The organism is Bacillus pseudomycoides DSM 12442, from assembly GCF_000161455.1.
In the GTDB taxonomy this organism is placed as follows: domain Bacteria; phylum Bacillota; class Bacilli; order Bacillales; family Bacillaceae_G; genus Bacillus_A; species Bacillus_A pseudomycoides.
In genome coordinates this window covers 2,975,616-3,000,610 of record NZ_CM000745.1, presented here as the reverse complement: position 1 = coordinate 3,000,610, position 24,995 = coordinate 2,975,616, and the positions used below count along the sequence as shown (strand labels likewise).

Sequence of the window (24,995 nt, the reverse complement as noted above, 5' to 3'; positions counted from 1 at the left end):
CTTTTCCCTTTTTATAGTGTTGCATTTGCATCCAATCGTTCTAATGTAAAGCGACTTGTTTTTAACCAATGTGCAATATTTTCAATATCTGTTGAGAAAATACGGTCATTTGTAATTGACGGTACTTGCTGACGTCCTTGGTGATAAAACGCTTTCGTTACTGTACTCATCTCTTCAATACCACGATATTCCGCCGCTTGCATTGCACAAATCATTTCAATTGCAAGAACGCGTCTTACATTTTGAATGATTTGATGTGCATGACGTGAAGCAATTGTTCCCATACTCACATGATCTTCTTGGTTAGCTGATGATGGAATCGAATCAACACTTGCTGGATGAGCTAGCGTTTTATTTTCTGAAACAAGTGAAGCTGCCGCATATTGCATAATCATTGCACCAGACTGGAGTCCTGGCTCCGGGCTTAAAAATGGTGGTAAATCATTTAACTGCGGGTTCACAAGACGTTCAATACGGCGTTCAGAAATATTCGCAAGTTCTGCCATCCCGACCTTCAAAAAGTCCATTGCAAACGCAATTGGTTGTCCGTGGAAGTTCCCACCAGAAATTACTTTTTCTCCTCCATCAAAAATAAGTGGATTATCTGTTGCTGCGTTCATTTCAATTTCTAATTTTTCTTTAACATAATTTAAAACTTGCCAAGAAGCACCATGTACCTGCGGGATACAGCGAAGTGAGTATGCATCTTGTACACGAAGCTCCCCTTGCTTTGTTACAAGTTTACTATCTTGAAGTACATCGCGAATACGCTTTGCAACTTCCACTTGTTCTTTATAGCCACGTGCTTTATGCACATTTTCATCAAATGCATCGATAATGCCGCGCAATCCTTCAATTGTCATTGAAGCAATTAATTCTGATTGATAAGCAATCGCTTCAGCTTCGATATAAGAAAGGATTCCTTGCGCTGTCATCGCTTGCGTACCATTGATTAACGCAAGCCCTTCTTTCGCTTCTAATTCGATTGGCTCTAGTCCTTCTTCTGTCAGAGCTACCATCGCATGAACGCGTTTCCCCTTATAGAACACTTCACCTTCTCCCAATAGAACAAGAGCAAGATGGGATAATGGAGCTAAATCACCGCTCGCGCCTAATGAACCTTGCTGCGGGACAACTGGATGAATTTTACGATTTACAAACTCTAACAGCCTATTTACAACAAGTGGACGAACACCAGATACACCTTTTAACATCGTATTAGCGCGTAAAATCAACATTCCTCGCGATACTTCTTCAGGGAATGGATCGCCAATTCCGCATGCATGTGATTGAATTAAGTTATGTTGAAGTGCCTTTACATCATCTTTCTGAATGAGTACATCACTAAACTTTCCAAACCCAGTTGTAATACCGTAAACAACTTTTCCATCCTCTACGATTTTTTCTACAACTTCACGGCACTCAGCCACTTTTTTCATGCTGTTTGAGCAAGCTGTTACCCCTTCCCCTTCAAACAACAAACGTTTCATTTCTTCTACTGTCAATGAATGTCCTGTTAACGTAATCATCCTTTTTCCTCCTTAAAAGAGCAAAAGGGGACCTTACCTTTTTAAGACAGACTTCTGTCCCAAAAAGCAAGGCCCCCTTCTAACTAATAGACTATGGGCAAATCATATGTGATTAATTCCTAAACCAATCGCCTCATGCTCAGATCCTTTTACAGGCGCACCTATCGTTCCATAAAGTGCAACAGCAAGCCATTCGCCTTCTTTTTTCCCGTCGTATGGTGTACCGCGCACAATTGCAAACCGAAGACCTACCGTACGAAGAACGTCTGCTAACTGAATTTGACCTCTCGTCACTCCGTACAAAGCTTCCATGATTGCATGATAAAGTGCATGCGTTTCTCTGTAAACGTCTGTTTCAATAACTTGGTTGCTTTTAGCCGCTGTTTCCATTGCTGCGACAACCTTTTGCGAATTCATAGAACCAACTTTCCCAGTACAATATTTCCAACCTTTTGGAATGGATAATACAGGGCTTTCATTCTCGTCCGCAAGCGCCAACAACATGGCCATACGACCAATTCGATGTGTTCCTTGAAGAAGCATGTGACTCTCTCATTTCTTGTGAATTGTTTGAATATTACTTAATTTAAGAATATATGAAAACGGTTTAATCGTCAATAGTTTAAACGATTATTTGAATGATTTTTTTCAATACTCTGTTACCATTGTGTACACACTTTATTTACAGAAAATTCTAAAGCGTGCTATAGTCTCACTAACAGCTGTAAGGGGGACCAAAAATTGGTTAAGAGAAAAGATATTCACTTTCGAATTGACGAAAGATTACTAGAAAGATTTGAAGCAACACTTCATTATGAAGGCCTAAATAAAACAGATGTTTTAACACATGCTATTCAGCAATTTTGCATAAAGGTGGAATCAGAAAAAATGAATGACGTAAAAAGACAATACGCTGTAAGTAATCATCTTCAAACACGGATTGATACCCATAAAAAATATGAAGAAAAACGAGTAGACTTAGATGCAGTTGTAATTGAGCATTTACAATTACAAGGAACAGAAAAGATATTAGAGGTTGGATGCGCTAACGGGAAATTCCTTGCACTGCTACAAAAAAACGGTCATATGGGACATCTCACTGGTCTGGATCAATCTACAGCTATGCTGCGAGAAGCTGCTATGAATGCAGCACAGCAACATGTAAATATTGAATGGAAACTTGGAGACGCTACCAAACTTCCTTTCCCAGCTGATTCTTATGATTGGATCATCGCAAGACATATGCTGTATCACATGACGGATGTTGAAAAAACAATTCAAAGATTCCATAAAGTAATTTTTCCTGAAGGCAGGTTCCTAGCCACGACAAATTCCAAAATCTCATTACCCCGTATGGATGAGATTTGTAACAAAATGTTAGTCGCATTCGATTTACCCGAAAATTCACCATCAGCTTCTCCATTTTGTTTAGAAAACGGAAAACAATTATTACAATCTGTTTTTCAAACTGTGGAGGAAACAGTTATTCATAATGCACTTCTATTTCATCACGCTACACCTATCGTTAACTATATCTCTAGTATGTTTCCATCTTTAAACATACCTGATGACATTCATCTTCATTCAGAAATGAAAGAATGGCTGACCATTGAAATAGAAAATGAATTATCTCTTCATGGTGGAGTATGGCGTGATCCAAAAACACTTGCTATTTATCGGTGTACAAAATAAGTTTGAATCTACTTTATAACAAATTCTTCAAATTTATCTTAGGTTGATGTTGATATGGCGATACCCTAAGAAGAAAATTACATATTATAAATATAACAATAGACAAAAATACAAGAGGTGAAACTGTTGGCTATAAAACAAAAGAAAATTAAGCTGGTAATTGGTGCAGGGGAATATAATAATAATCCTGGCTGGTTACATACGAATGAGGAAGAATTGAATTTATTAAAAAGGGAAGATTGGATAAAAAGGTTTGATCCTAATTCTTTAGCGGTAATTTTAGCGGAGCATGTATGGGAACATTTATCATATGAAGAAGGCATAGAAGCGGCGAAAGTATGTTATGAATTTTTAAAGCATGGTGGTTATATTCGATGCGCCGTTCCTGATGCATTTTTCCCAGATGAAGAATACCAAGAGGGTGTACAAGTTGGGGGACCTGGACCTAAAGACCATCCCGCAGCTAGTCATAAAATAGTTCATAATTATGAAACTTTAAGGAAAATGTTTGAAACTGTTGGATTCGAAGTGAAATTACTTGAATATTGTGATGAAGAGGGGAATTTTCATTACAATGAGTGGGATGGAGCCGATGGGGTTATTTTTCGTTCAAAAAAATATGATCCACGAAATCAAGGGGATAAACTTGTTTTTCCATCGTTAATTATAGATGCAATAAAGTCTTAGTTATTAAGCTAAACAGGTGCTTTTCTTGAAGAAAAGCTTTAAAGTCAATCTCCAATAGGAGATTGACTTTTTTAGTATCATAATGGCCTCCATCTCCTCACATGAATTTACTAGAATACCATTAGAAGCGTTGAATTAATATGACCTTTCACTCTATATTAAAGCCCTTGTTTAAGAGCAATTTCTTCATATGCTTTTCTCCTTCACCCATTTCATGAAATATACCTCTGTTGCCTCTACTGTCACTTCATCAGTATTCACATATGTAACCGGAAATTGTTTATACCATTGTTTTTCTATTTCTACTAATTCTAGCTGTTTTTCAAACGTACTGCGTCTTCTCGTATTATCATTCTTCTTTCTCTCTTGCAATATCTTTTTAGAAACATCCAAATAAAAAATCGCATCTGAACGGCATCTTCTTAATTTATACAATTCATCTTTTAGTTCGTTTTCGATATCCCAATCCATCCCTATCAATTTCGGAAAATATATTGTATAAAATTCAATATCTTCTGAACCACGATCAAATATCACAATACGCCCTCGCGCATTCTGAATTTCTTTTATTTTTGCTTCAATAAACATCCTTTGATTTGTAATAAATCCCTCTTTTGTGTAAATATCCAAATTTAAATTTTTTCTTTTTTCTACAATTCCATAAGGGTTTTCATACAATATTGGGAATCCATGCTTTTTTAATCTTCTTGCTAACGTTGTTTTTCCGCTTGCCATTGGTCCTTGAAGTGAAATTATATACGTCATTTCTTTTACCCTTTCCCACTAAAATAAACCTCTTTTTTACAATAAACGGAATTTTATAAACTATCAACAAAATACTCCCTACCTTGTTTCCTATTTCTATCTAGCTTATAATAAAAAACAGAGATGATTATGGACGCCTTTTATGTAAGCTTGGAAATCCAAGCTTACATTATTTTTTGCTTTCCCTTTTATTAGAAACAGGGTATACTAGATTGGAACATACGTTCTGAATAATTACATATAGTAAGGAGATAGAACAAATGGTATACGATACAAAAGTAATTTCTTGGAACGAATCTTTAAAACAACTACAACGTCGCTATACAAATCAAGCAGTAGATCGAAAACAATTTGAAGATGTTGAACTCATGGAGTTTTTCCGCGATAACGACTACATTTCTCTTCCTACACATATTAGCGGCCTATCAACAAAACGTTTTACTTCTTACTCTATTTTCACAACTGAAGATAAAGATCGTAAAGTCGGCACACTTATTATTGAATATTTAGAAGATGATAATGGCCTATTACGTGTTGAACAACTATACTTCGTTTAATTCAGAACGCTTGGTCAAAATGGCCAAGCGTTCTTGCTTTCTATCAATTTCACCGATTATAATACTAGTAAAGGAAAACTGCTATCGCAAAGGGGGGATACACTTGCTCGAAGGATGGTTTAGTTGGTTTATTGTTACTTGGACTGTTATTTTACTAGGCCTTATGTCTATTGGTGGATATTTCATGTTCCGAAAATTCTTAAAACGCCTACCGAAAGAAGACGGCATGTCTATTTTAGATTGGGAACAACACTATATCGATCACACACGGCATTTATGGGATGATGAGCAAAAACAATTATTAGAAGAACTTGTAAGTCCGGTCCCTGAACTTTTCCGCGATGTCGCAAGATCTAAAATTGCTGGTAAAATCGGAGAGCTAGCGTTAAAAGAAAAAGCCACAAAAATAACTGAAGATTTAATTATTAAAGGATATATTGTAGCAACTCCAAAACGAGATCATAAGTTTTTAATTAAAAAATTACAAGAAAAGCAAATTGACTATTCCCGTTATCAATCACTGCTGGCTAATTGACCTCCCCCTACCTTCACTTCGCTTAGAGGAGGGGAACTTCTCGGTTAACATAATAAAAAACCTCAAGGAATCTTGAGGTTTTTTACGTTAATTTCATATCTTTCTCATTATAAAATCCATCTTCTTTTTCCATTTCCTTTTGCAATTTCGTGAATGAGCGATACATTGCGATTCTCCAAGATACAATCATTGCAAAAGCAAGTAAGAAGAACATACCACTTAGTTGCCCTAAATCAAGCGATTGACTTAAATATGTTTTAAAGACAATACGTACCACGAGCAAACCAATTAAAATAAATACGAAAGCTTTGGAGCGTTTTAAATAAATTTCTTGTCCACGCACTTCAAATTTAGATGTTTTAATAAGAAAAATTGAGAAAAACAAACCTACACCGATTGCTTCTAACATTTCTGCTGGCGTTAGGCGAAATTCCGGAAAAATGTACATCAATGCTCCCGTACTCATAAAAAATGGTGGGAGAATGATTTTTTTCAATGTTGCAGGTTTCTTCGCTGCTTTTAAACGAATGAACATCGCACCAACAGCCATACAAACGGCAACAATACTCGACAAAAGAACTATGTTCATACTTTCTCATCCTTTTTTGTGGCAATATGAAAATCTAGTTTCATTATATGCTTTTCTGTTAGTATTTCCAACATTTTCACAGGATAATACTAAAAACCGGTGAAACCACCAAATAAACTTGAGAAATACGCTATAATTTTTGTCATCCAATTAAAGTATAAGAATATACCCATAACAATCATGATATATCCGCCTACTTTCACAAACGTTCCACTATGTCGTTTAATCCAAGACATTTTCGTAATAAAAAATGAAAGTATAAAAAATGGTATTGCAAACCCAAGTATGTAAGCAATCATATATAGCATTGCTGATTCTGGATTCGTAGTAGCCAGTCCAATTACAGCTACTAAAATGGGTCCTGTACAAGGTGTCCAGCCAGCAGCAAATGCCAAGCCAATTAAAATAGATCCAATATAACCACTAGGACGACTTTTAAATGTAAATTTTCGATCTTGCATTAAAAACTTCGGTTTAAATACCCCCACAATTACAAGTCCAAATACAATGATGAATAGTGCCCCTAACTGTCTGATTAAATCTTTATAATCTTGGAAAAATGATCCGATAAAACTCGTACCAAAACCAATTGCGATAAAGACAATTGAAAATCCAAGTAAGAAAAACGCCGTATGTATCATACTTCTTTTACGAAGCATCGCATTTTCTTCTTTTAATTCAGAAACTGACATTCCCGTTATGTAAGATAAAAATGCTGGATAAAGCGGTAAGCAACAAGGGGAAATAAATGATAAGAATCCCGCACCAAACGCTAAAAAAATATTAATATCTTGCATCGTTTCACTCCTCTCTTCTACAATATTGTAGCAAAAATGAAAGAAAATACTATGTACAATTCATGAATTCACTATTTACAACATTTTAATAAGAAAAAATAGCTGCACACTGCTATATAAATACAAATTAAAAAACCGAAATAAAATCCTTCTTTTTAGGTGGGAGAGAGCATCCCGCCATGCATAGAAGCGGTCAGATCCTTTTCCTGCCCCATGCCAAGTGAAAACAAAAAGAGAAAACAAGTAGCAGTCACCTTTTGTTATCCATAACCATGGCTTATATGTCGAAAAATCAAAATAGATTTATATATTCTTTCTGAAGCGGTTTCATTTTCCTTCTATTATAAATATATTCTGTCATTCATTAACATATCAAAGCTTTTTCTAAACAACAAATCATTTGTATGCTTTCCCCCTATACGCTAGGTATTTCCTGTGAAAAATATTTTTTTTCAAATGATAACTTTATACAACTCGTTCCCTATCTTACAATACTTCTATAATTATAAATTTCAAGATTATGCATAAATATCATACTTTTATTATTACGCTATAAAATGTCACACTTTTCTTTCATTTGACCCTTCATTTTTAATTTTGTATACTTCCATCTAGTTATATATGTCCGTTTTGGAACAACTTAATATATAGGATGGGAGGAATTTTCATGCTTCGTTATTCTCTTTTAGTTTTATTAGGAGCATGTAGCTATGGAATTTTAGCTATCTTTGTTAAACTTGCATACGCAGAAGGTTTTTCACTTGGAGAAGTAATTGGTAGTCAATATTTGTTCGGTTGGTTTATTTTACTTGGAATTACTCTTCTTTTTTCTAGACACCGCGTTCCACTTAAACAAATGCTTATTTTATTTGTCGCTGGAACATCAGCTAGTTTTACCGGTATCTTTTATTATGCTTCACTGAAAACTGTACCGGCATCTATTGCCATTATACTATTATTCCAATTCGTTTGGGTTGGCATTATCATTGAAGCTGTAGCAACAAAAACATTACCGTCAAGAGAAAAAGTCATTTCTGTTCTCTTTTTACTTGCGGGTACATTCTTATCGAGCGGATTATTAGAAAAATCAGCAGGTGACTTCGATACAACTGGAATCATATTAGGTTTACTATCTGCTGTTACATTTGCAACCTACATTTTTGTAAGTGGTAAGGTCGCTGTCGAAGTGCCCTCATTACCAAGAGGCGTCCTCTTAATGGCTGGCGCTTTAACTTTAGTAATGGTAGTATTCCCACCAACATTTATTTTTAATGGGGCTATTTCACAAGGACTTTGGAAATACGGTTTAGGATTAGGAACATTCAGTATTGTTATTCCATCAATCGCCTTTACAATCGGAATTCCAAAAATCGGTTCCGGCCTAGCCACTATTCTTGGTGCAGCCGAATTACCTGTTACAACAATTATGTCTGTATTCGTTTTAAAAGAAGCGGTACTCTCTTCTCAATGGCTTGGTGTATCACTTATCTTGGTTGGTATTGCAATTCCACAAATTGCATATGCAATGCGCGGACGATATCGAAAACATCATACACATAAGAAAGTTGCTGCATAAGCGAAAAGAGGCTTCTCATTTGAGAAACCTCTTTTTTAGTATATCTTGTATTTATGAATTCCTTGTAAATAATAACATGTGAAAAATTTCAAAATTAATTTAAGGGATATTTTTCTCTTACAGATTCATTAAAAACACTAAACTCCTATATAATTACTAATGAATGGATTTTTTATTTTAATATACTTAAAATATAAATTGAAGTTTATCCTGAGAAAGAAGGCAAAATAGATGAAACCCATCACAAATCAATTAACAGAGAAGCTAATCTCCATCCGCCGTCATTTACATCAATATCCAGAACTATCTTATGAAGAAACAGAAACAACAAAAGCGATACAGAACTGGTTAAACGAAGCTAACATCACAATTATTAGTTCTAATTTAAAAACTGGCGTAATCGCAGAAGTTTCCGGTGATAAGAATGGACCAATTATTGTGCTCCGTGCTGATATTGATGCTCTTCCTATACATGAAGAAACTAATTTATCTTATGCTTCTAAAAATCCTGGTAAAATGCATGCATGTGGACATGATTTTCACACAGCATCTATTCTCGGCGCTGCCTACTTATTAAAAGAAAATGAATCTTCACTTAACGGAACTGTTAGATTCATATTCCAAGCTGCTGAAGAAAGCGGAGACGGAGCATGCAAAGTAATAGAAGCTGGTCATTTAGAAAACGTACAAGCCATTTTTGGTATGCACAATAAGCCCGATTTACCAGTTGGTACAATTGGTATAAAAGATGGACCACTTATGGCCGGCGTTGATCGTTTTGAGATTGAAATACAAGGAGTTGGAACACATGCAGCTGTACCTGATGCTGGTGTTGATCCAATTGTTGCCTCTTCTCAAATTGTTATGGCACTACAAACAATTGTAAGCCGAAATGTAAGCTCTTTTCATAACGCTGTCGTGAGTGTAACAAACATTCATTCAGGAAATACATGGAACGTTATCCCTGAAAAAGCAACTTTAGAAGGAACCGTTCGTACATTCCAACCTGAAACACGCCAAAGAATACCAGAACTGATGGAACGTATTATTAAAGGGGTTTCTGATGCACTAGGTGTTGAAACGAAATTGCATTGGTATCCAGGTCCTCCTGCCGTTCATAACGATATAAAACTTACAGAATTATCTACCCATATTGCTCAAGTAATGGGCCTCCAAATTATTTCACCAAAACCTTCTATGGCAGGAGAAGATTTTTCATTTTATCAACAAAACATACCTGGTTCATTCGTCTTTATGGGAACAGCTGGGACACAAGAATGGCATCACCCTGCTTTTACATTAGATGAAGGAGCATTACCTATAAGCGCACAATATTTTGCTTTATTAGCTCAAGAAGCTATTAACAAATTACGATAAAAAAGCCGTTAAGATCATTCTTCTTAACGGTTTTTCCATCTATTATTATGTTAAATCGCGCTTTGAAAATACAGTATAGGAAATACCTAGGAAAACAAGTAAATAAATCATCAGAATACAAGAGGCAAATGGGAATGTTATCCCTGAAACTAAGCTTCCATGTTGTAATATTCCATATAAATCTGTATTTGCCGGTAATAAAAATTTCATCCATTCATATCTAGATGCTGGCATTAAAATGATTCCACCAGATAATGCCACAAATAAAGAAATACCTATTGCACCCCCACTTGATCTTGTTAGAACAGAAATCATAAAAGCAAGTGCTGCATACACAAGAGTTGGTAGCCATTCTAATAGATAATACTGGCTCACATCACCAAAGATATTCCGCTCAATAATACTACCATTTTGTACAATAAATTCCGTCCATGCTGGCTGTTGAAACTTATAAATAACAAACCCACATAACAGTGAGAAAAGCATATTAAATATAAATAGTAATCCAGAAAAAATAACAATCGCAACATATTTCGCTGTTAAAATTTTAAATCGATTCGCCGGGCGAATCATTAAGAATTTATAAGTTCCCCAGTTGTACTCATTTGCAAAAATTGTACTAGCATATACAAGAATAAATGGTAATAAAATCGGAAAAACAATTAATCCGGTATCTCTCATAAAAGTTAGAGGTGAAGCATCTGCAGGTGGTGTATTCGTATCTAAGTGCTTCATTTTAAGCTGATACTCTTTAACAAGCTCATCTCCTGATTTTTGATTGATAATATCCTGTTTTGTACTCCCAAGTTTTTTTTCAATTTCTGCCGTTCGCTCCGTATACTCTGTTTTCCAATCTCCTGATAAAGACGGAAAGTATTTAACAGAAACCCATCCTAAACCAATAACTAAAATTGCAATAACAACAAACGGTATCATTGTTCGCTTTCGCTTAAAGATTTTATACAGTTCGTTATAAACTAAATTAAACAATATCCTTGCCTCCTGTTAATTCTAAAAACTTCTCTTCTAATGTTTTTCTTTCTTCATAAACACGATAAATACGAATACTTTTTTCTGTTAATGTACGAATCACATTTGGAATTTCTTCATTTTCCACAGTAAGAATCAATTCATTATCTTGAATTACAGCATCATACGTTAAAAGATCCGCTGCCCGCTTCACATCATCAACACGTATATGAATCGTCTCCATTTCCAAACTTCCATCTCGTTGAATACTTTGCGTCGTTACATATTCTCCATGTTGAATGATAATGACGCGATCACACATTAATTCAACTTCAGATAATAAATGACTCGATACAAGAACGGCCTTTCCTTGTTCATGTGCAATTTTCTTTATATACATACGCATCTCATGGATACCATTTGGATCTAACCCATTTGTTGGTTCATCTAAAATAAGTACATCCGGGTTATGTATAAGTGCTTGTGCAATTCCTAAGCGTTGCCTCATACCAAGTGAATATGCTTTTACTTTTCGGTCAATAACCTGTCCCATACCTAGTAATTGGACAACTTCATCAATACGGTCTTCTGTAACGTTACTATTCATACGCCCAAAATATGTCAAATTTTCATAACCACTTAAAAAAGGATAGAATTCTGGATTTTCGATTACAGCACCAATTTTTGCAGCTGTACTTTCAAATTGCTGTTTTACAGATTGACCATCTATCCAGACTTCACCTTCCGTCATGCGAATCATACCAACCATCATTCGCATTAATGTTGTTTTCCCGGCACCGTTTGGCCCTAATAAACCAACAACTTCGCCTTTCTTTACTTCAAAACTTATATTTTCTACTAATGTCTTTGAGCCGATTCGCTTTGTTAGTTGTTCTACTCTCACTATAGATTGTTTATTTACCATTTTATACAACCTTTCTCTCTAACACTTTTTTCAGTTCTTTACACTGTATCATGATTATTTTCTGCTGTAAAACGAACAAAAAGACATGATGCCTCATGCCTTTTCCTCGACTTTATTTAATTGTTCATATTTAAATTCTTGAATAAATTTATAACATTGCCATATTGATAATAAGATGATTATAACGATCAACACTGTCGTTACTGATACTGCGTATAACGTAATCGGTGCGCTATTTATTCCATGAACTCCTATTAACTTTATAAAAATCACTGTAAATAATTTCAAAAACAGCATCCCATGAATAAAACCAAAAAGAATCGCTCCACCGTAAATCAAAAACTGCTCCTGACATAACAAACAAAATATTTTTCTTTTTTTCATACCGGCAGTTTCATACAACAGTAATTCTTGTTTCCTATTTTTTAAAAATCTTTTTGTCATTTTGTATGCAACAGCAGTGCATACAAAAAACAACAGTACTTCCCCATAATATAGTGTAGCTAACAAAAACGGTATATGCTGTATTTTTTCTATTACCGCTTCATTAGATCGGATAGATATAATGAAAAAATATAGCATTGTACTCATTGCAATCCATATAAATTGCTTTAATCGTTGGGCAGCATAGTTTTGTATATTTTTCTTTGCTAACCGAAATAAAGACATAATTGATTCCCCTACCTTACTTCTTAACGTCCAGTATTCCATACTACTAGTGTATAAAAATATGACTTTTTTAACATCGAACTACAATCGGAGTCTCTACTAGGTCTTAAGTCGCAGAAAAATGACTTTATGTCTAAGGTTACATTGAAATAGAAGAATTCCCATAAAAATCTAATATATTAATATTGGGGGATTAAATGAAAAAAACACTACTTCTCAGCATCATTTTATTGAGTACTTCTCTTAGTAGTTGCGGCGTCCAACAAAATATAAACTCGTACACAACTGTAAAACCATATAATTTATCAGAAAAAGAAACTGCGCTTTTGCAATTATTACCCTTACAACAAGGACATGTCTCTTTTTATGAAGTTACCATTCCTCATAAACAAGCTGAAATATTTACAAATATTGAATATTACCAGAATGGAGAAAAGGTAAAAGATATGGGTGGGTTTTCTTCTTCCGACTTTAAAGACAAAAAAATAAGATTAGCCGTTGGTCAACAAATGTTTCAACATACGAACAACGAGACTTGGCAATGGTTCATGGGTATTGACGATAGTTCAATGACTGTTTCTGAAAATAGCTTACCTAATATTAATGGGTCTGCATTTGAAGAAATTAGCAGCTCTAAAAAAATAGAATATAATAAAAGAACAGTTCTTGCTGCTTGGATAAAAACAAATAAAAATCATATATCTTCACTCTCTATAGAAGATGAAAGCTCACGCCAACGATTAATTCAAGAAAATGAACATGTCTACTTATTCATTATTGAAATAAAAAGAGGAGATGCATCACAATAGCATCTCCTCTTTTATCACATTTCTGTCACCTTACTTATCATTTTCAACTTCAATTCGTTTTTTTTCTCTCGCAATTTTTAAAAACTCTAACAGCTCAGGATTACTATTTGTTTTCCGATATGCTACTGACATTTCAGCTACAAATTTAGAATCAAATATTGCCTTGTACACCACTTCTGTTTTATATAACTTATTTGCCGATACCGGAATAACGGTTATACCAATTCCTGCAGCTACAAGCCCCATAACGGTTTGATACTCTGTTGCCTCTTGCACAATGTGTGGACTAAATCCAGCATTCCTGCATAACGATAAAATTGTATCGTATAACGCAGGCCAAACGGGTCTTGTTATAAATACAAATGGTTCATCTTGCAAATCTTCAATATGAATTTCTTCTTTCTCTGCTAATGGATGCGCTTTTGGTAAACATAGTGTACACGAAAGCTTTTGAATTGGTTCTAATTCTAGTAATTGTGTATTAATTGGTGGACGTAAAAATCCAACATCAATACGATTATCATGGAGCGCATGAACTTGATCCGGTGTCGATAATTCATGCAGTGCAACAGATACTCTTGGAAACTTCTTTCGATACTCCCTAACAATAGACGGTAAAATATCATATATCGCTGCCCCTACAAATCCAATTGAAAGTGATCCAACTTCTCCCCTTTGTGCACTTTGCGCGACTTCTACTGCCTTCTCAATTTGATCAAATGCTTTTTTCACTTCTTTTAAAAACATCTCTCCTGCTTCTGTCATCTCAACTTTCCGCTTCGTTCTTGAAAATAATGTAACTCCCATCTCTTTCTCTAATTGCTGAATTTGTTGACTTAGCGGTGGCTGTGTCATTTGTAAGCGAGCAGCTGCTCGTCCAAAATGTAGCTCTTCTGCTACAACAACAAAATATTGCAAATGCCGTAATTCCATTTGAGATCCCCTTTTCGATTAATATGTATAATAAATTAATAACATATAATTTATATATTAGACAAATATTTTGAAAGGACGTATAGTAGAAATTGTTAATTCTTTTTACAATTTTTATGAAAAAAATCGAAAGCGGTGTTACTGTATGAAATGGTGGAAATTAAGCGGACAAATCTTACTATTATTTTGTTTCGCTTGGACAGGTGAATGGATCACAAAGCAGGCACACCTCCTAATTCCAGGAAGTATTATCGGAATTTTTTTATTATTAATGTCATTAAAATTTAACTTGGTGAAAAAAGAGTGGATTCAAGACGGAGCGGATTTTTTATTAAAAGAACTTATTTTATTTTTTATTCCTTCTGCCGTCGCTGTTATCCGCTACAAAGATACATTATCACAATATGGTATCGATCTCATTTTGATTATCATGATTAGTACCCTTTGTGTAACACTCGTCACTGGAATCTTAACAGAACTGCTATTAAAGCGGAAAGGATCAGCACAATGATCGGCTTTTTTTGTTTACTATTAACACTATTAACATATTGGATTTCTAAGAAACTATATCAACGCTGGAATTGGAGTATACTTTCACCGCTTCTCGTTTGTCCAATTGTTTTAATCGTGTTATTACTTGGACTAGATACATCTTATGAAACATACGATTCTGGTGGCCATTGGTTAACTGAACTATTAAAACCAGCAACCGTAGCTTTTGCATGGCCCATCTATAAATACTTTGATTTATTAAAAAAACATGCGAGTGCAATTTTAATTAACGTTATTGTCGGTTCATTATTATCTGTTATTACTTCAGCTCTTCTAGCAGATGCTTTTCACATTGATTCATCACTAGAACATAGCTTAGCACCGCACATTGTCACAACACCAATTGCCATGGCAATCTCAGAAATGATTGGCGGTATGTCACAATTAACAGCCGTATTCGTTGTACTTACAGCACTAACTGGAGCACTCTTAGGCCCTTCTCTTATTCGCATATGCCGTATTAAAACCGCCATCGCGAAAGGTATTATGCTAGGTACTAGTGCAAACGGTACCGGTACTTCAAAAGCATTCGAAATCGGACCAGTGGAAGGTACAATTGCAAGTTTATCCATGCTTCTAACAGCTGGCGCAAGTTTAGTCATTGTACCACTTTTCTTATCCTGGTTACATTAAACAACACTATACTCTTATTTTATTTATCCCGATCAATCGGGCTTTGAATAAAAATAAATCATTACAAGAAAAAGAATAGGAACTGTAGTATAACGCTACAATTTCTATCCTTTTCTTAATTCCCTTCTCTCCTACACAAACATAACTATGACTGTGTAATTTTATTTGAAACAAGTAATTTTTCAATACATATAGGCAACATATCTAATAGCGTTTCAAATGCGTAATTTATGTCCAGACGTTCTGTCCATTGATGTGCATCTTTTCCTACTGGTCCCATATTTAATACTGGAACATCAAACTCTTCTAACTCCTGGAGCGGAATTGAATAGCCTTTATCCCATAATGGCATATTTTCTACAAGTGAGCTCATTGAATCAACTGGATACTGTAAGCCTACATAGCTTAAATCTGAAATTCCTCCAAAATAATTTTGATTTTTAAATGTAATTCCATGATTGTAGTGAGCATATCTTTCCATTTCCCTAACTACTTCTTTAATTAAAGGATTGTGACGTGAACTCACAGCTGGATAGTACGGTGGGGCAAAGAAAAGCACAATCATTGGTGCCTTTTCTTTACATAAAATAGCTAATTTATCAACTAAATCAATTGTTACCGCACGATCATCTTTATCTTCTCTATTTTTTATAACAGTAGATTGAATATCAGCTATTTTTTCTTGCCCATGTTGTTCAATTGCATAAGCGATAAGCTCTTCATACGTTAATACATTTACTTTAAGATTAGGCGGTATGAACGGATTATACTTAGAAAAACGATATGCTCGCTTCTCATACGAGTCTTCGATTTTTTCTGCTACTTTCGTTACTTTTTGATGTAACAACGAAATTACATCTGTCATCGTTTTTTCTAGTAAAAATAAATTAAACAATGTGACTGCACGATGAGGAATTTGTACAGAATAATCCTCCTTTAAGTCTCTTTGAAACAAATTAGTTGGTGGAGGGCTCGCTTCGCCTTCTACAATATCACAAAGTTCCGTATTCAATTCTAATTCAGCTGTTAATAATGAAGCCATATAATTAGCATTTAATCCCGCAAAAGGTTCGCCTACATGTGTTTCCTTTCCATAACAAAAGAAACCAGGTAACACCTTACCAATAGAACCCGTGTAAATATACTTATTTTGATCACCAGGATGACGCGTAAACATAGGCTCTGAATTTAAAACCGTTTTATATTCTAGGTTATGTTCTTTTGCTAAATCTAATAATCTTGGAACAGCAGCTCTCATTCCTACAGAGTTCACTTCTTCATCTGGAACAGCTAATAAAAGGACATTTCCGTCAAACTTCCCTTCACAAGCTTGCTCAACCATTGCGATTTGCAAAGCTAGACCACATTTCATATCCATTGTTCCTCTACCAAATAGCCAATCCCCTTTTTCTATATCTTCACGTACATGATTCGGTAGCTCATCTTTATGAGAATAAAACATAGATGTTAATTTTTTAGGGCTAAATGCATCCGCTTTCCACCCCCCATAATCTTGCACATCTACAACATCAAAGTGACTAACAAGAATTACTGTATTTTTTGTATTATTATTTTTCTTTACTAGAGCAGTAACAAAATATCGTCCATCCCCCGTCGGATTTTTTTGCACATGATTGGAATTTTGTTTGAAATAATCTAGATCCGTTAGTTGGCCAACAACAAAATCTGGCAATATAATCTCAGCTTCCGAGCCAGTAATACTAGGAATTTCAACAAGATCGCTTAATAATTGAACCAATTGTTCTTTTGATTGCCATTTTGACATATAAATCCCCCTATTTTTCCACATAATGAAATTCATTTCCACTATATGAATCAAAAAATGACGACAGACTATCAAAATTATTATTCCGATGTTCTGCCGATTTTTATTGATATTTCATTAGCCGCTTGTTTGACCTTACTAATAAGAAAAGATAGTCGATCATCGTTAATACGATGATTAATTAATCCAATACTTAGTGCTCCTACTACTTTATGATTAAATCCTATAATAGATGCAGCTACTGAAGCTGTTCCTTCTGTTTTCTCACCATAACTCACAGCATATCCTTCATTTCTTATCATTGCGAGTTGATCAAAAAGCATTTGCTTTTGTTCTGGTAAAGAAGAAAGTAACTGTTCTACAATGTATTCCATTTCATTTGTTTTCATATTGGCAAGCATCGTTTTATTTGCGGCGCCAATCGAAAGAGGAATCTGTTCCCCTAAGTTATCGATAACTCGAATTTTTAAAGGGCTATCCATTCTTTCAATAATAATAGAATGTGTTCCATTTGGAATGTTCAAGTAAACACTTTCTTCAACTTCAAAGGCCAAACGCTTCATCACTTCTCTTGCAACAGATCTGTAGTCTACCTTCTCTAATTGACGTAACCCTATTTCCATCCACATTGGTCCAGTTGTATACTGTTTTGTTTCTGAAACTTGCGTAACTAATCCATGCTCCATTAGAGAGTTAAGTAACCTATGTACTGTACTAACTGGGAGATGTGTTCTATCAGCTATATCAGAAATAGCCCAATATTCTTTGTCATTTATAGAATTCAATAACTTAATAATACTTATTGCTCGATCAATGGATTGTACCATAACTCGCCTCAACTTTACTTGTAATATGTTAGTAGCCTTAATTAACTATCAATTTAACAAAAATTCAAACTGAAATCAATTTAATTATCGAATTTTCTAAAAATAAAAACAACAACTTCTCGGATACAACACTCTTCTAATGTTTCTCCTTCTTCTTGTCCACCACTTGGTACTGACCACCTTTTCGGTTCCTCTTTCTTACCCTGTAATACCATCAAAATTTCATTTTTTTCATTCACACATATAGCTGCTGTTCCAATCCATCTTTTCATGTGTCTCTTCTCCCATACCTAATATTCTTTCTTACCCTGTTCTTCTCCTTGAAAATAGAGGAAAATGCTGAATTTGTAACGAAAGGTTATATCAACTTCAAAGACAACTTATTCCTAGAAATTCAAGCGGAAGGATGAGAGTATGATTTCTAAATATGTTGTGGAGTGTGTTTTTTGTGAAGAAAACCGAAAATCTCGGCAAGCAACTGTCACCGTGTCTGCCACTTCTCATACACTTGCCATTCAAAAAGTAAGAGATGAATGCAAACGCCGCTTTGGAAAAACACTGCTATTACAAACCGAAATTACAGAAGAATTATTTTTACACAAAAAAGAAAGCTGACCATACATTGGTCAGCTTTCTTCATCCGATCATATTTTCACATGAAGATTAGGGGCATCCTCTTTAAGGATCGGGATTTCCCCATTATGTACGCTCCATAATGGGCATCGAACAATATATTTCTATACAATCAAACATTGAATAGAATAGGGCAAAACTTGTTCGCATTTTTAGAAAAGGGATAGGGATATAATACTAGTAATGCGTCGAATACTCGGACGCTACACTCATTATATTATAGTAAATCCTTTTATATGGGAAATATGAATTACTTACATAATTCATACGTAAAACATATTAATCCATCATTTTATATTTTTAACATTACGAAATAATAGCATTGCCAACATCGCCCCAATTAATGCAAGTGTCATATCCCACTGTGTGTCCCAAACATCTCCTTGTGTTCCAAGGAATGCTTCTACTCCTGTCCCCGTTAATTTTGCAACTGCAAACTCTAACAACTCATATAATGCACTAAATGCTAAACAAACTGATATTACAAGTAGTTCTAGCCATCCTTTTTTTTGAATCTCAACTACCTTTATAAGTACTTCCCGTGTTAATAATGCTGGAACAAAGCCTTGCATAAAATGCCCAACACGATCATAGTAATTTCTTTCTAAATCATAAGCATCGCGTAGCCAATTGAATAATGGTACTTCTGCATATGTATAATGGCCTCCAATGAGCAATATCAACATATGAATCCAAATCCATACGTATGTGAACGTTGTAAATCGAAAACGTCGATATGTAATCATTAAAATGAGTACTAAAATAGCTGCAGGTGCGACCTCTAAAACCCATGTAAAAGAATCCTTTGGATATATTCCTGATATAAGTAATGCAATCCAAAAACCTACACATAACAATTTATGAAAATGAGCAGACACACCTCTTCCCCCCAGTACTTTATTTCTTATTCCATTAATAACATACATCCAGCTAAAACAGGTGTCATGATCATCGAAAACCTCAAAATAATACGAGGTGCATAATTTGTAAACTTCGCGCCTATATATGCCCCGAGCATTGTTCCCATTAAAACTTGTACTAATAACATGTAATCTAAATATCCTGCTGAAGTATATCCAACTCCTCCACCAATTGCAATTGGTAAAATAACAAGCATTGTAGTCCCTACTGACTGATGAATTGATAAGCCTAGTAATACCATTAATCCTAGTTGAATGAAAGGTGCTGAACCAATTCCAAATGCTCCTGCTAATATCCCAGTTGCAATTCCTAACATAGCTCCTTTTCCTAATACATATGGAGATAACTGATCTGATAAACTAGCAGACAACTCTTTTTGATTTTGCACAAAAAACAAACGAACTAACATGCATATCGCTGATAAAAATAACATACCAGCCGTAAACCAATGAAGGAGCTGTGCAGGAATCCCAGCACCAATTTTAGATCCAACATATGATCCAAGCGCACCAAATCCTCCTACAACACAGCCAATTTTCATGACAACATTTCTTTCTCGATAATGACTTATCACTCCAGAAAGTGTTGTAAATGCCATTGCTGTTAATGATGTCGCGAGCGCTATGTGAATTGGCACATGAAATACGAGAGTGAGCACTGCAATAATAAACCCAGCTCCACCTGCTCCAACAAACCCTAATAAAATCCCCATTAGAAACATTGTAATAATAATAGCCACTTTCTTTCCCCTCCAATGGCTCTATTATCTTATATATTTCTTTTTTAGCAAATAAAAAAGCATCCACATAGGATGCTTTTCACTATTTTTCTATATTCATTATATGTACTCTGTTAATCTTGATTAATTAAAATGACTGCTGGCCCAGATACTACCACTCCAGCGACTTCAATTTTTTCAAATTCTTTAACTGTAATAGATATAACCCCTTCTCTTTCCATCAATTCCTTACTCAAGGCTTCAGTTGGTATTTTTTTCACCGTCTTACCTCCTTTTCATTCTTGTTACCTTATATCAGTAATATCTTGTCATGAATCTGGCATGTAAGATTATGAAATTGTTCCAATGCATCCATATATACACTCCCCCTGCCATTTTCATTCCTTATTCCATAAAGAATATACGATTCCTTTTTGTAGCATATTGAAAAAAAATAAAAAAGCATCCTGTACGGATGCTTTCATCAGTTTGATTCATTTCCTCAAAACGCCTTGTCTCAGTTGGTTTTCCTAACAATTGTACAATCTCTTTCTTAGGTTTTCCCACTAGTTTATGTTTCGTTAGAAGATCATCTATCATATATACTCGTTTCCGTTCATCTTTTAGCCATCTATCTGTTTGAAACTTTGAATTATACTCATTTACACCTAGTTGTACGATACAAATACTGAATAATACCGCTCCCACAATTGTAATACTTTTAAATATGCCCTTATTATTACCACCAGAAAAATGAAAAACGATCCACTGAAGAGCCAGTAAAAGAATAAACGGAATTGATACCACTAAAATACTCACAGTATTATAAGACGAATGAGTCATGCCAATGATGAATATGAAAGCGATACATATAAACAAATATAAAAAAACATAAACATACAATGTTGCCCGTAATAAAAAATCTCTATACGCTCCCAATGAAAAATCACCTTTATCACATCAGATTTTTTACAACTTCACTTCTCCCATACATTCAATCATTTCTTTTATCCCTTGTAATTCTTGCACTGTATATAGTACTTTCCCTTCCAATCTTTCCTTTCTAAAATACGTAACAAGTTGCTCTCTATCCTTCAACCTCGGAAGTACTTCATTGGAAAGATCGATCATTTCATTTCCACTTCCATTTGTCTCATTGCCGAAATATACAGTGGGCTTAACTTCTTCTTTTAGAGCTTGCGAATGAACCTCTTTCAAGTAATCATATACAATTGTTGAAAGATGTTTTGCTTTATAAACGGGGTTTCCTACGTTTTCTACCATTAGAGTCATTGAATCTCCCTTTTTCATAAAAACAAATGTCTCTTCCTTCTCATATTCATTTTGATACTTACCAATCTCATCAATCATAAATGAATATACCCCTGCATTTTCTTTCGTCAATCCGTGTATCATTCTTCCTTGCCATTCTGTTGTCTCAATTACATATATTCCGGTTGTCGATAACAATATATGATCAACTCGAGTATTCCCCATTTTATTTCCTCTTCTACTATGTACTTTGGGAAGAAATATATTTGGAATAATATGTAGTTCGTCTTCAGTTATGATTCCTTCCTGAACAAATCCCCGTTTCATATAATGTAATATTTCATGCGTATTCATTTCTTCACCATTTCTAGAATACGCTCTTAATTCTGTAATTAGATCTTGTAACATATGTATCTCATTACTGTGTTTCTGTTGCATTTCACTACGCTCTTTACTATGCTGCATCGCTAATTGATTCTTCATCACTCTCATGTTTTCTACTTCTCTAGCTGCACTCTCTTTTAAATTATTGTACTTTTTACGCTCTATGTTTTTTAATGTCTCCTGCTTTTCTTCATAATCCGCTACAGCTGCAGCCATCTCACTCTGATAGTTTTCTATTGACTTTGTCTTTTCAAATTCCACTTGTTGGTTTTCTGATTCTAACTGTTTATTCTTATAAAACAATACAAATACTCCAGCTAATAAAGCTAAAATTACACATATAAGTACATATTCCATCTTTTTTCTCCTTTATGGCTTAGTAAAATATTACCTAAACTTTTAAAATCAATTTTATTCTATTATACTACGTATTAAAATAACTCTCTGTAAAATTTGGATATACTTTTCACAGATAGCGATGGGTATCTCTCGGAATATAGCAAATGGTTTAACAAATATGTTGAAATTGAAGTTGATAGAATACATATTGAATTTTTAAAAGTAGAGTAAAAATATCGATAATCAGATATGATAGTATAAAAAAGCCTTCAGGAAAACCTTGTTCTCGCAGTTTTTCCTGAAGACCTCTTATATTTTGAAGTAAATATATATTTTAATTTATAATTCTTTGCCTTACTACATTTAGACCTGATTATTTACTATAATCCATTTTCTTTCCATATTCCTATATCTTTTTGAAAAGAATATACTCAATAATTGAATCATAAAATAAGCTTTAAACTGTAATACCTCCATACTTTTTATTTTTCAATATACACCGAACGTACAATCGTACGAGTATAAGCTTTACCTTCTGAGTTAATACCTTTAATATCAATCGTCACATTATATACATCTGACTTTTTAATATGATTCAAAAGGCCTGTGAATGCAGCCTCATCTAACCTTTGCAACTGATTCGATTGCGATACTAAATTCCCTTCTCGATCAACAACTCGGACAGTGAAAGAAAGATCCTCTTGTTTTCCTAGTTCTTTAGTAGATTGTTTCAATTGAAATTCAACTTTATCAGCTTTGATTTTCCCTGGCATTTTCAAAGTAAACGGTGCTTTTTGTTTATAATCACTAACAATCATATAAGCATCTTTTGCATGTGCTGTCATTAGTTTAACATGCCATTCCCCTATTTCCATTCGATTTATTTTAAATGTCCGAATAGACGCACCCTTAAAGTAGGAAGTTTCATCTCCTATCGTGACCTTACTATCTTCGTTTGTATATACTTTTCCCGACGGAGAAATAAGTTGTATTTTCACTTCTGAAGATGCTGTTAACACCGAGACAACGCCCTCTGTTTTTGTATCTACAGCAAACGTTTGATCAATCCATTTATTCTGTATTAGTTCTCCACCTAAAACGGTTTGATTAGAAGTAGTATTTAAATCATTAACAAGTTCTCTAGCATTATTATTTGAAGTATAAGGAACGAACGTGGCGGTAGAAGTACGTAAATACGGTTCAATTCGAGAAAACACCGCCGAACCTTTTCGTATATCATCATGATCAAATCTAGAATCGGTAAATAAGTGTGTTCCATAAGGTAATTTTGCACTCCATTCATTCACTAATCCATCATTGGAGCCATACGCGGAAAGGTATAGCCCACCTAAAGATAGAGCAGAGAAAGCCGGTCCCCAACTTGTACCTGCAACTGTATAGTAACGATTTAATTTAACATTTGGATTGTTATCTATTACAGAACGAAATTGTGCCATTTCACCTGTTTGTAAAGAATAAGTGCCATCGTCTCTTTGTCCGAGTAATGAAGCCAGCCAACCAGCCCACCAACTATACGATAAGTCTGCTAAATTTGATCCATAATGCGGCGAAGCCAGTGTAATGACTTTTCCTACAAAACGATTCGCACCATATTGAATGAGTGCTGCTTGAGTGTCAATTCCACCTTTACTATGAGCCACAATATTCACTTTTTTACCAAAATGATTATAAATCTCTTCTAGCTTTGCAGCCAACAATTTGCCATTATCCCACTGACTTGCAGATCCCTTCCCAGCTGCATCATATAGTTGAACAAACACAGTTTGATATCCTGCACGATAAGCATAATCATACATATCGTTTGCATCGTGATAAACTGTTTTTCCATACCAACTATCCGCACTTCCATTTCTCCCTTGCACAAAAACAATAGGTGGCCTATTTTCATCATAATTTAAAGGCTTCTCACCTAAAAACCAATCTCCTGGATTGAATGTTTCTTTCGGTGGAAGCATCTCCCTATAAATTGGCGTAGCATTGGTCTCAGCAGTTGCAATACCACCAACAGAAGTAACCAGTAAAATGAATGCAGCAATCAACACCATACATCTTTTAAACAACGCTTGCATAATACTCCCTCCTTTTTTAGAAAGATGACGCAGAGTTTATAGATTGCTATGCTGTTGCAATACAATAACTGCTATTATTTCCAAATCTCATTTTCTTCTAAAGTTTCTAAGATTCATATTTATTCCATTAATAAGTATGATAATTTGACAGCATCGTCTTATTCTTTATAAACGATATTCTTCCTACGCTCCTTAATTCCTTTCATTCATCAATAGTACAAATGTTTCTCAACAACAAACTTACAGATTTTATCGGTAATAATACTGAGTTAAGAAAACCCACTAGAAAAAGAAGTTATAATTTGTATGATGAAGATTTTATATTAGTTGGAGATGATTTAGAAGTTGGTGTATGTATTGAAAGAACAGAATATCATTACGAATTCAGTATGTGAGGCGTAACAGAAATTACAGCAATGTGATCATTTTTA

27 protein-coding genes and 2 pseudogenes are annotated in these 24,995 nt (G+C 34.6%); 11 read left to right on the top strand and 18 right to left on the bottom strand.

Annotation, left to right across the window (positions count from 1 at the left end; genetic code table 11):
• Positions 1-11 precede the first annotated feature (11 nt).
• Together hutH and hutP are read right to left on the bottom strand one after the other, a co-directional pair.
• The gene (gene hutH / locus BPMYX0001_RS15115; RefSeq protein WP_006095622.1) at positions 12-1,529 is read right to left on the bottom strand and encodes a histidine ammonia-lyase; all 1,518 of its coding nucleotides are present in this window, start codon (positions 1,527-1,529) and stop codon (positions 12-14) included.
• A gap of 102 nt (positions 1,530-1,631) precedes the next feature.
• Positions 1,632-2,072, bottom strand: coding sequence for a hut operon transcriptional regulator HutP (gene hutP / locus BPMYX0001_RS15110; RefSeq protein ID WP_003199156.1), 441 nt, complete (start codon positions 2,070-2,072; stop codon positions 1,632-1,634).
• A gap of 198 nt (positions 2,073-2,270) precedes the next feature.
• On the opposite strand from hutP, the gene BPMYX0001_RS15105 reads away from it, so the two are divergent.
• A complete protein-coding gene (locus BPMYX0001_RS15105) occupies positions 2,271-3,221 on the top strand; it encodes a class I SAM-dependent methyltransferase (protein ID WP_006095621.1) in 951 nt (316 codons plus the stop codon).
• 126 nt (positions 3,222-3,347) lie between these two features.
• Positions 3,348-3,908 (top strand): class I SAM-dependent methyltransferase, encoded by a 561-nt coding sequence (locus BPMYX0001_RS15100; protein WP_003207975.1) that lies wholly within the window; start codon positions 3,348-3,350, stop codon positions 3,906-3,908.
• Positions 3,909-4,094: 186 nt separating this feature from the next.
• Here BPMYX0001_RS15100 and BPMYX0001_RS15095 read toward each other — a convergent pair whose 3' ends face one another.
• Positions 4,095-4,673: an AAA family ATPase gene (locus BPMYX0001_RS15095; protein WP_033799041.1), complete on the bottom strand. Its 579-nt coding sequence runs from the start codon at positions 4,671-4,673 to the stop codon at positions 4,095-4,097.
• Positions 4,674-4,933: 260 nt separating this feature from the next.
• On the opposite strand from BPMYX0001_RS15095, the gene BPMYX0001_RS15090 reads away from it, so the two are divergent.
• Together BPMYX0001_RS15090 and BPMYX0001_RS15085 are read left to right on the top strand one after the other, a co-directional pair.
• Complete coding sequence (locus BPMYX0001_RS15090; protein ID WP_006095619.1) at positions 4,934-5,230, top strand: hypothetical protein; 297 nt, start codon at positions 4,934-4,936, stop codon at positions 5,228-5,230.
• A gap of 103 nt (positions 5,231-5,333) precedes the next feature.
• A complete protein-coding gene (locus BPMYX0001_RS15085) occupies positions 5,334-5,765 on the top strand; it encodes a DUF2621 domain-containing protein (RefSeq protein ID WP_006095618.1) in 432 nt (143 codons plus the stop codon).
• A gap of 82 nt (positions 5,766-5,847) precedes the next feature.
• Here BPMYX0001_RS15085 and BPMYX0001_RS15080 read toward each other — a convergent pair whose 3' ends face one another.
• Both BPMYX0001_RS15080 and BPMYX0001_RS15075 read right to left on the bottom strand, forming a co-directional pair.
• Positions 5,848-6,354 (bottom strand): CcdC family protein, encoded by a 507-nt coding sequence (locus BPMYX0001_RS15080; protein ID WP_018765308.1) that lies wholly within the window; start codon positions 6,352-6,354, stop codon positions 5,848-5,850.
• Between the two features lie 89 nt (positions 6,355-6,443).
• Positions 6,444-7,151: a cytochrome c biogenesis CcdA family protein gene (locus BPMYX0001_RS15075; RefSeq protein WP_003199170.1), complete on the bottom strand. Its 708-nt coding sequence runs from the start codon at positions 7,149-7,151 to the stop codon at positions 6,444-6,446.
• 667 nt (positions 7,152-7,818) lie between these two features.
• Here BPMYX0001_RS15075 and BPMYX0001_RS15070 point away from each other — a divergent pair.
• Positions 7,819-8,727, top strand: coding sequence for an EamA family transporter (locus BPMYX0001_RS15070; RefSeq protein ID WP_018765307.1), 909 nt, complete (start codon positions 7,819-7,821; stop codon positions 8,725-8,727).
• A gap of 231 nt (positions 8,728-8,958) precedes the next feature.
• Complete coding sequence (locus BPMYX0001_RS15065; RefSeq protein ID WP_006095617.1) at positions 8,959-10,104, top strand: M20 peptidase aminoacylase family protein; 1,146 nt, start codon at positions 8,959-8,961, stop codon at positions 10,102-10,104.
• A 45-nt stretch (positions 10,105-10,149) separates the two neighbouring features.
• Here the strand turns inward: BPMYX0001_RS15065 and BPMYX0001_RS15060 are convergent, their stop codons facing one another.
• The 3 genes from BPMYX0001_RS15060 to BPMYX0001_RS15050 form a co-directional block, all read right to left on the bottom strand.
• Positions 10,150-11,094: an ABC transporter permease gene (locus BPMYX0001_RS15060; RefSeq protein WP_033799040.1), complete on the bottom strand. Its 945-nt coding sequence runs from the start codon at positions 11,092-11,094 to the stop codon at positions 10,150-10,152.
• On the bottom strand, positions 11,087-11,998 hold the full coding sequence (locus BPMYX0001_RS15055; protein WP_003199178.1) for an ABC transporter ATP-binding protein: 912 nt from the start codon (positions 11,996-11,998) through the stop codon (positions 11,087-11,089). The genes BPMYX0001_RS15060 and BPMYX0001_RS15055 overlap by 8 nt, the downstream gene beginning before the upstream one ends.
• Before the next feature lie 93 nt (positions 11,999-12,091).
• On the bottom strand, positions 12,092-12,667 hold the full coding sequence (locus tag BPMYX0001_RS15050; RefSeq protein ID WP_033799039.1) for an FtsX-like permease family protein: 576 nt from the start codon (positions 12,665-12,667) through the stop codon (positions 12,092-12,094).
• Between the two features lie 197 nt (positions 12,668-12,864).
• Between BPMYX0001_RS15050 and BPMYX0001_RS15045 the strand changes: the two genes are divergently transcribed.
• Entirely contained in the window at positions 12,865-13,476 is a 612-nt protein-coding gene (locus BPMYX0001_RS15045) for a hypothetical protein (RefSeq protein ID WP_006095614.1), read from the top strand.
• Positions 13,477-13,506: 30 nt separating this feature from the next.
• Here the strand turns inward: BPMYX0001_RS15045 and alsR are convergent, their stop codons facing one another.
• Positions 13,507-14,409, bottom strand: a complete 903-nt coding sequence (alsR, locus tag BPMYX0001_RS15040; RefSeq protein ID WP_006095613.1) for an acetoin biosynthesis transcriptional regulator AlsR — start codon at positions 14,407-14,409, stop codon at positions 13,507-13,509.
• Positions 14,410-14,554: 145 nt separating this feature from the next.
• Between alsR and BPMYX0001_RS15035 the strand changes: the two genes are divergently transcribed.
• A complete protein-coding gene (locus BPMYX0001_RS15035; RefSeq protein WP_006095612.1) occupies positions 14,555-14,920 on the top strand; it encodes a CidA/LrgA family holin-like protein in 366 nt (121 codons plus the stop codon).
• Entirely contained in the window at positions 14,917-15,594 is a 678-nt protein-coding gene (locus BPMYX0001_RS15030; RefSeq protein ID WP_033796326.1) for an LrgB family protein, read from the top strand. The genes BPMYX0001_RS15035 and BPMYX0001_RS15030 overlap by 4 nt, the downstream gene beginning before the upstream one ends.
• Positions 15,595-15,739: 145 nt before the next feature.
• Here the strand turns inward: BPMYX0001_RS15030 and BPMYX0001_RS15025 are convergent, their stop codons facing one another.
• The 3 genes and pseudogenes from BPMYX0001_RS15025 to BPMYX0001_RS15015 form a co-directional block, all read right to left on the bottom strand.
• Complete coding sequence (locus BPMYX0001_RS15025; RefSeq protein ID WP_033799038.1) at positions 15,740-17,380, bottom strand: M20/M25/M40 family metallo-hydrolase; 1,641 nt, start codon at positions 17,378-17,380, stop codon at positions 15,740-15,742.
• Positions 17,381-17,460: 80 nt separating this feature from the next.
• Positions 17,461-18,207 (bottom strand): IclR family transcriptional regulator, encoded by a 747-nt coding sequence (locus BPMYX0001_RS15020; protein ID WP_018765299.1) that lies wholly within the window; start codon positions 18,205-18,207, stop codon positions 17,461-17,463.
• A gap of 113 nt (positions 18,208-18,320) precedes the next feature.
• A pseudogene (locus tag BPMYX0001_RS15015) lies at positions 18,321-18,479 on the bottom strand (NUDIX hydrolase); the annotation flags it as partial.
• A 142-nt stretch (positions 18,480-18,621) separates the two neighbouring features.
• On the opposite strand from BPMYX0001_RS15015, the gene BPMYX0001_RS15010 reads away from it, so the two are divergent.
• Positions 18,622-18,822, top strand: coding sequence for a DUF3903 domain-containing protein (locus BPMYX0001_RS15010; RefSeq protein WP_016115767.1), 201 nt, complete (start codon positions 18,622-18,624; stop codon positions 18,820-18,822).
• A 305-nt stretch (positions 18,823-19,127) separates the two neighbouring features.
• Here BPMYX0001_RS15010 and BPMYX0001_RS15005 read toward each other — a convergent pair whose 3' ends face one another.
• The 6 genes from BPMYX0001_RS15005 to BPMYX0001_RS14980 all read right to left on the bottom strand — a co-directional run bounded on the left by BPMYX0001_RS15005 (position 19,128) and on the right by BPMYX0001_RS14980 (position 24,564).
• The gene (locus BPMYX0001_RS15005) at positions 19,128-19,718 is read right to left on the bottom strand and encodes a DUF2238 domain-containing protein (protein WP_006095609.1); all 591 of its coding nucleotides are present in this window, start codon (positions 19,716-19,718) and stop codon (positions 19,128-19,130) included.
• Positions 19,719-19,744: 26 nt separating this feature from the next.
• Positions 19,745-20,500, bottom strand: coding sequence for a sulfite exporter TauE/SafE family protein (locus BPMYX0001_RS15000; RefSeq protein WP_006095608.1), 756 nt, complete (start codon positions 20,498-20,500; stop codon positions 19,745-19,747).
• 113 nt (positions 20,501-20,613) lie between these two features.
• Positions 20,614-20,760: a BC1881 family protein gene (locus BPMYX0001_RS30955; protein WP_003199195.1), complete on the bottom strand. Its 147-nt coding sequence runs from the start codon at positions 20,758-20,760 to the stop codon at positions 20,614-20,616.
• 124 nt (positions 20,761-20,884) lie between these two features.
• On the bottom strand, positions 20,885-21,418 hold the full coding sequence (locus BPMYX0001_RS14990) for a hypothetical protein (protein ID WP_018781458.1): 534 nt from the start codon (positions 21,416-21,418) through the stop codon (positions 20,885-20,887).
• 30 nt (positions 21,419-21,448) lie between these two features.
• The gene (locus BPMYX0001_RS14985) at positions 21,449-22,492 is read right to left on the bottom strand and encodes a nuclease-related domain-containing protein (RefSeq protein WP_003199202.1); all 1,044 of its coding nucleotides are present in this window, start codon (positions 22,490-22,492) and stop codon (positions 21,449-21,451) included.
• A gap of 464 nt (positions 22,493-22,956) precedes the next feature.
• Positions 22,957-24,564: an esterase/lipase family protein gene (locus tag BPMYX0001_RS14980; RefSeq protein ID WP_033799037.1), complete on the bottom strand. Its 1,608-nt coding sequence runs from the start codon at positions 24,562-24,564 to the stop codon at positions 22,957-22,959.
• A gap of 314 nt (positions 24,565-24,878) precedes the next feature.
• Here BPMYX0001_RS14980 and BPMYX0001_RS34955 point away from each other — a divergent pair.
• Positions 24,879-24,959 (top strand): annotated as a pseudogene (locus BPMYX0001_RS34955) (YxiF family protein); the annotation flags it as partial.
• Between the last annotated feature and the right edge of the window lie 36 nt (positions 24,960-24,995).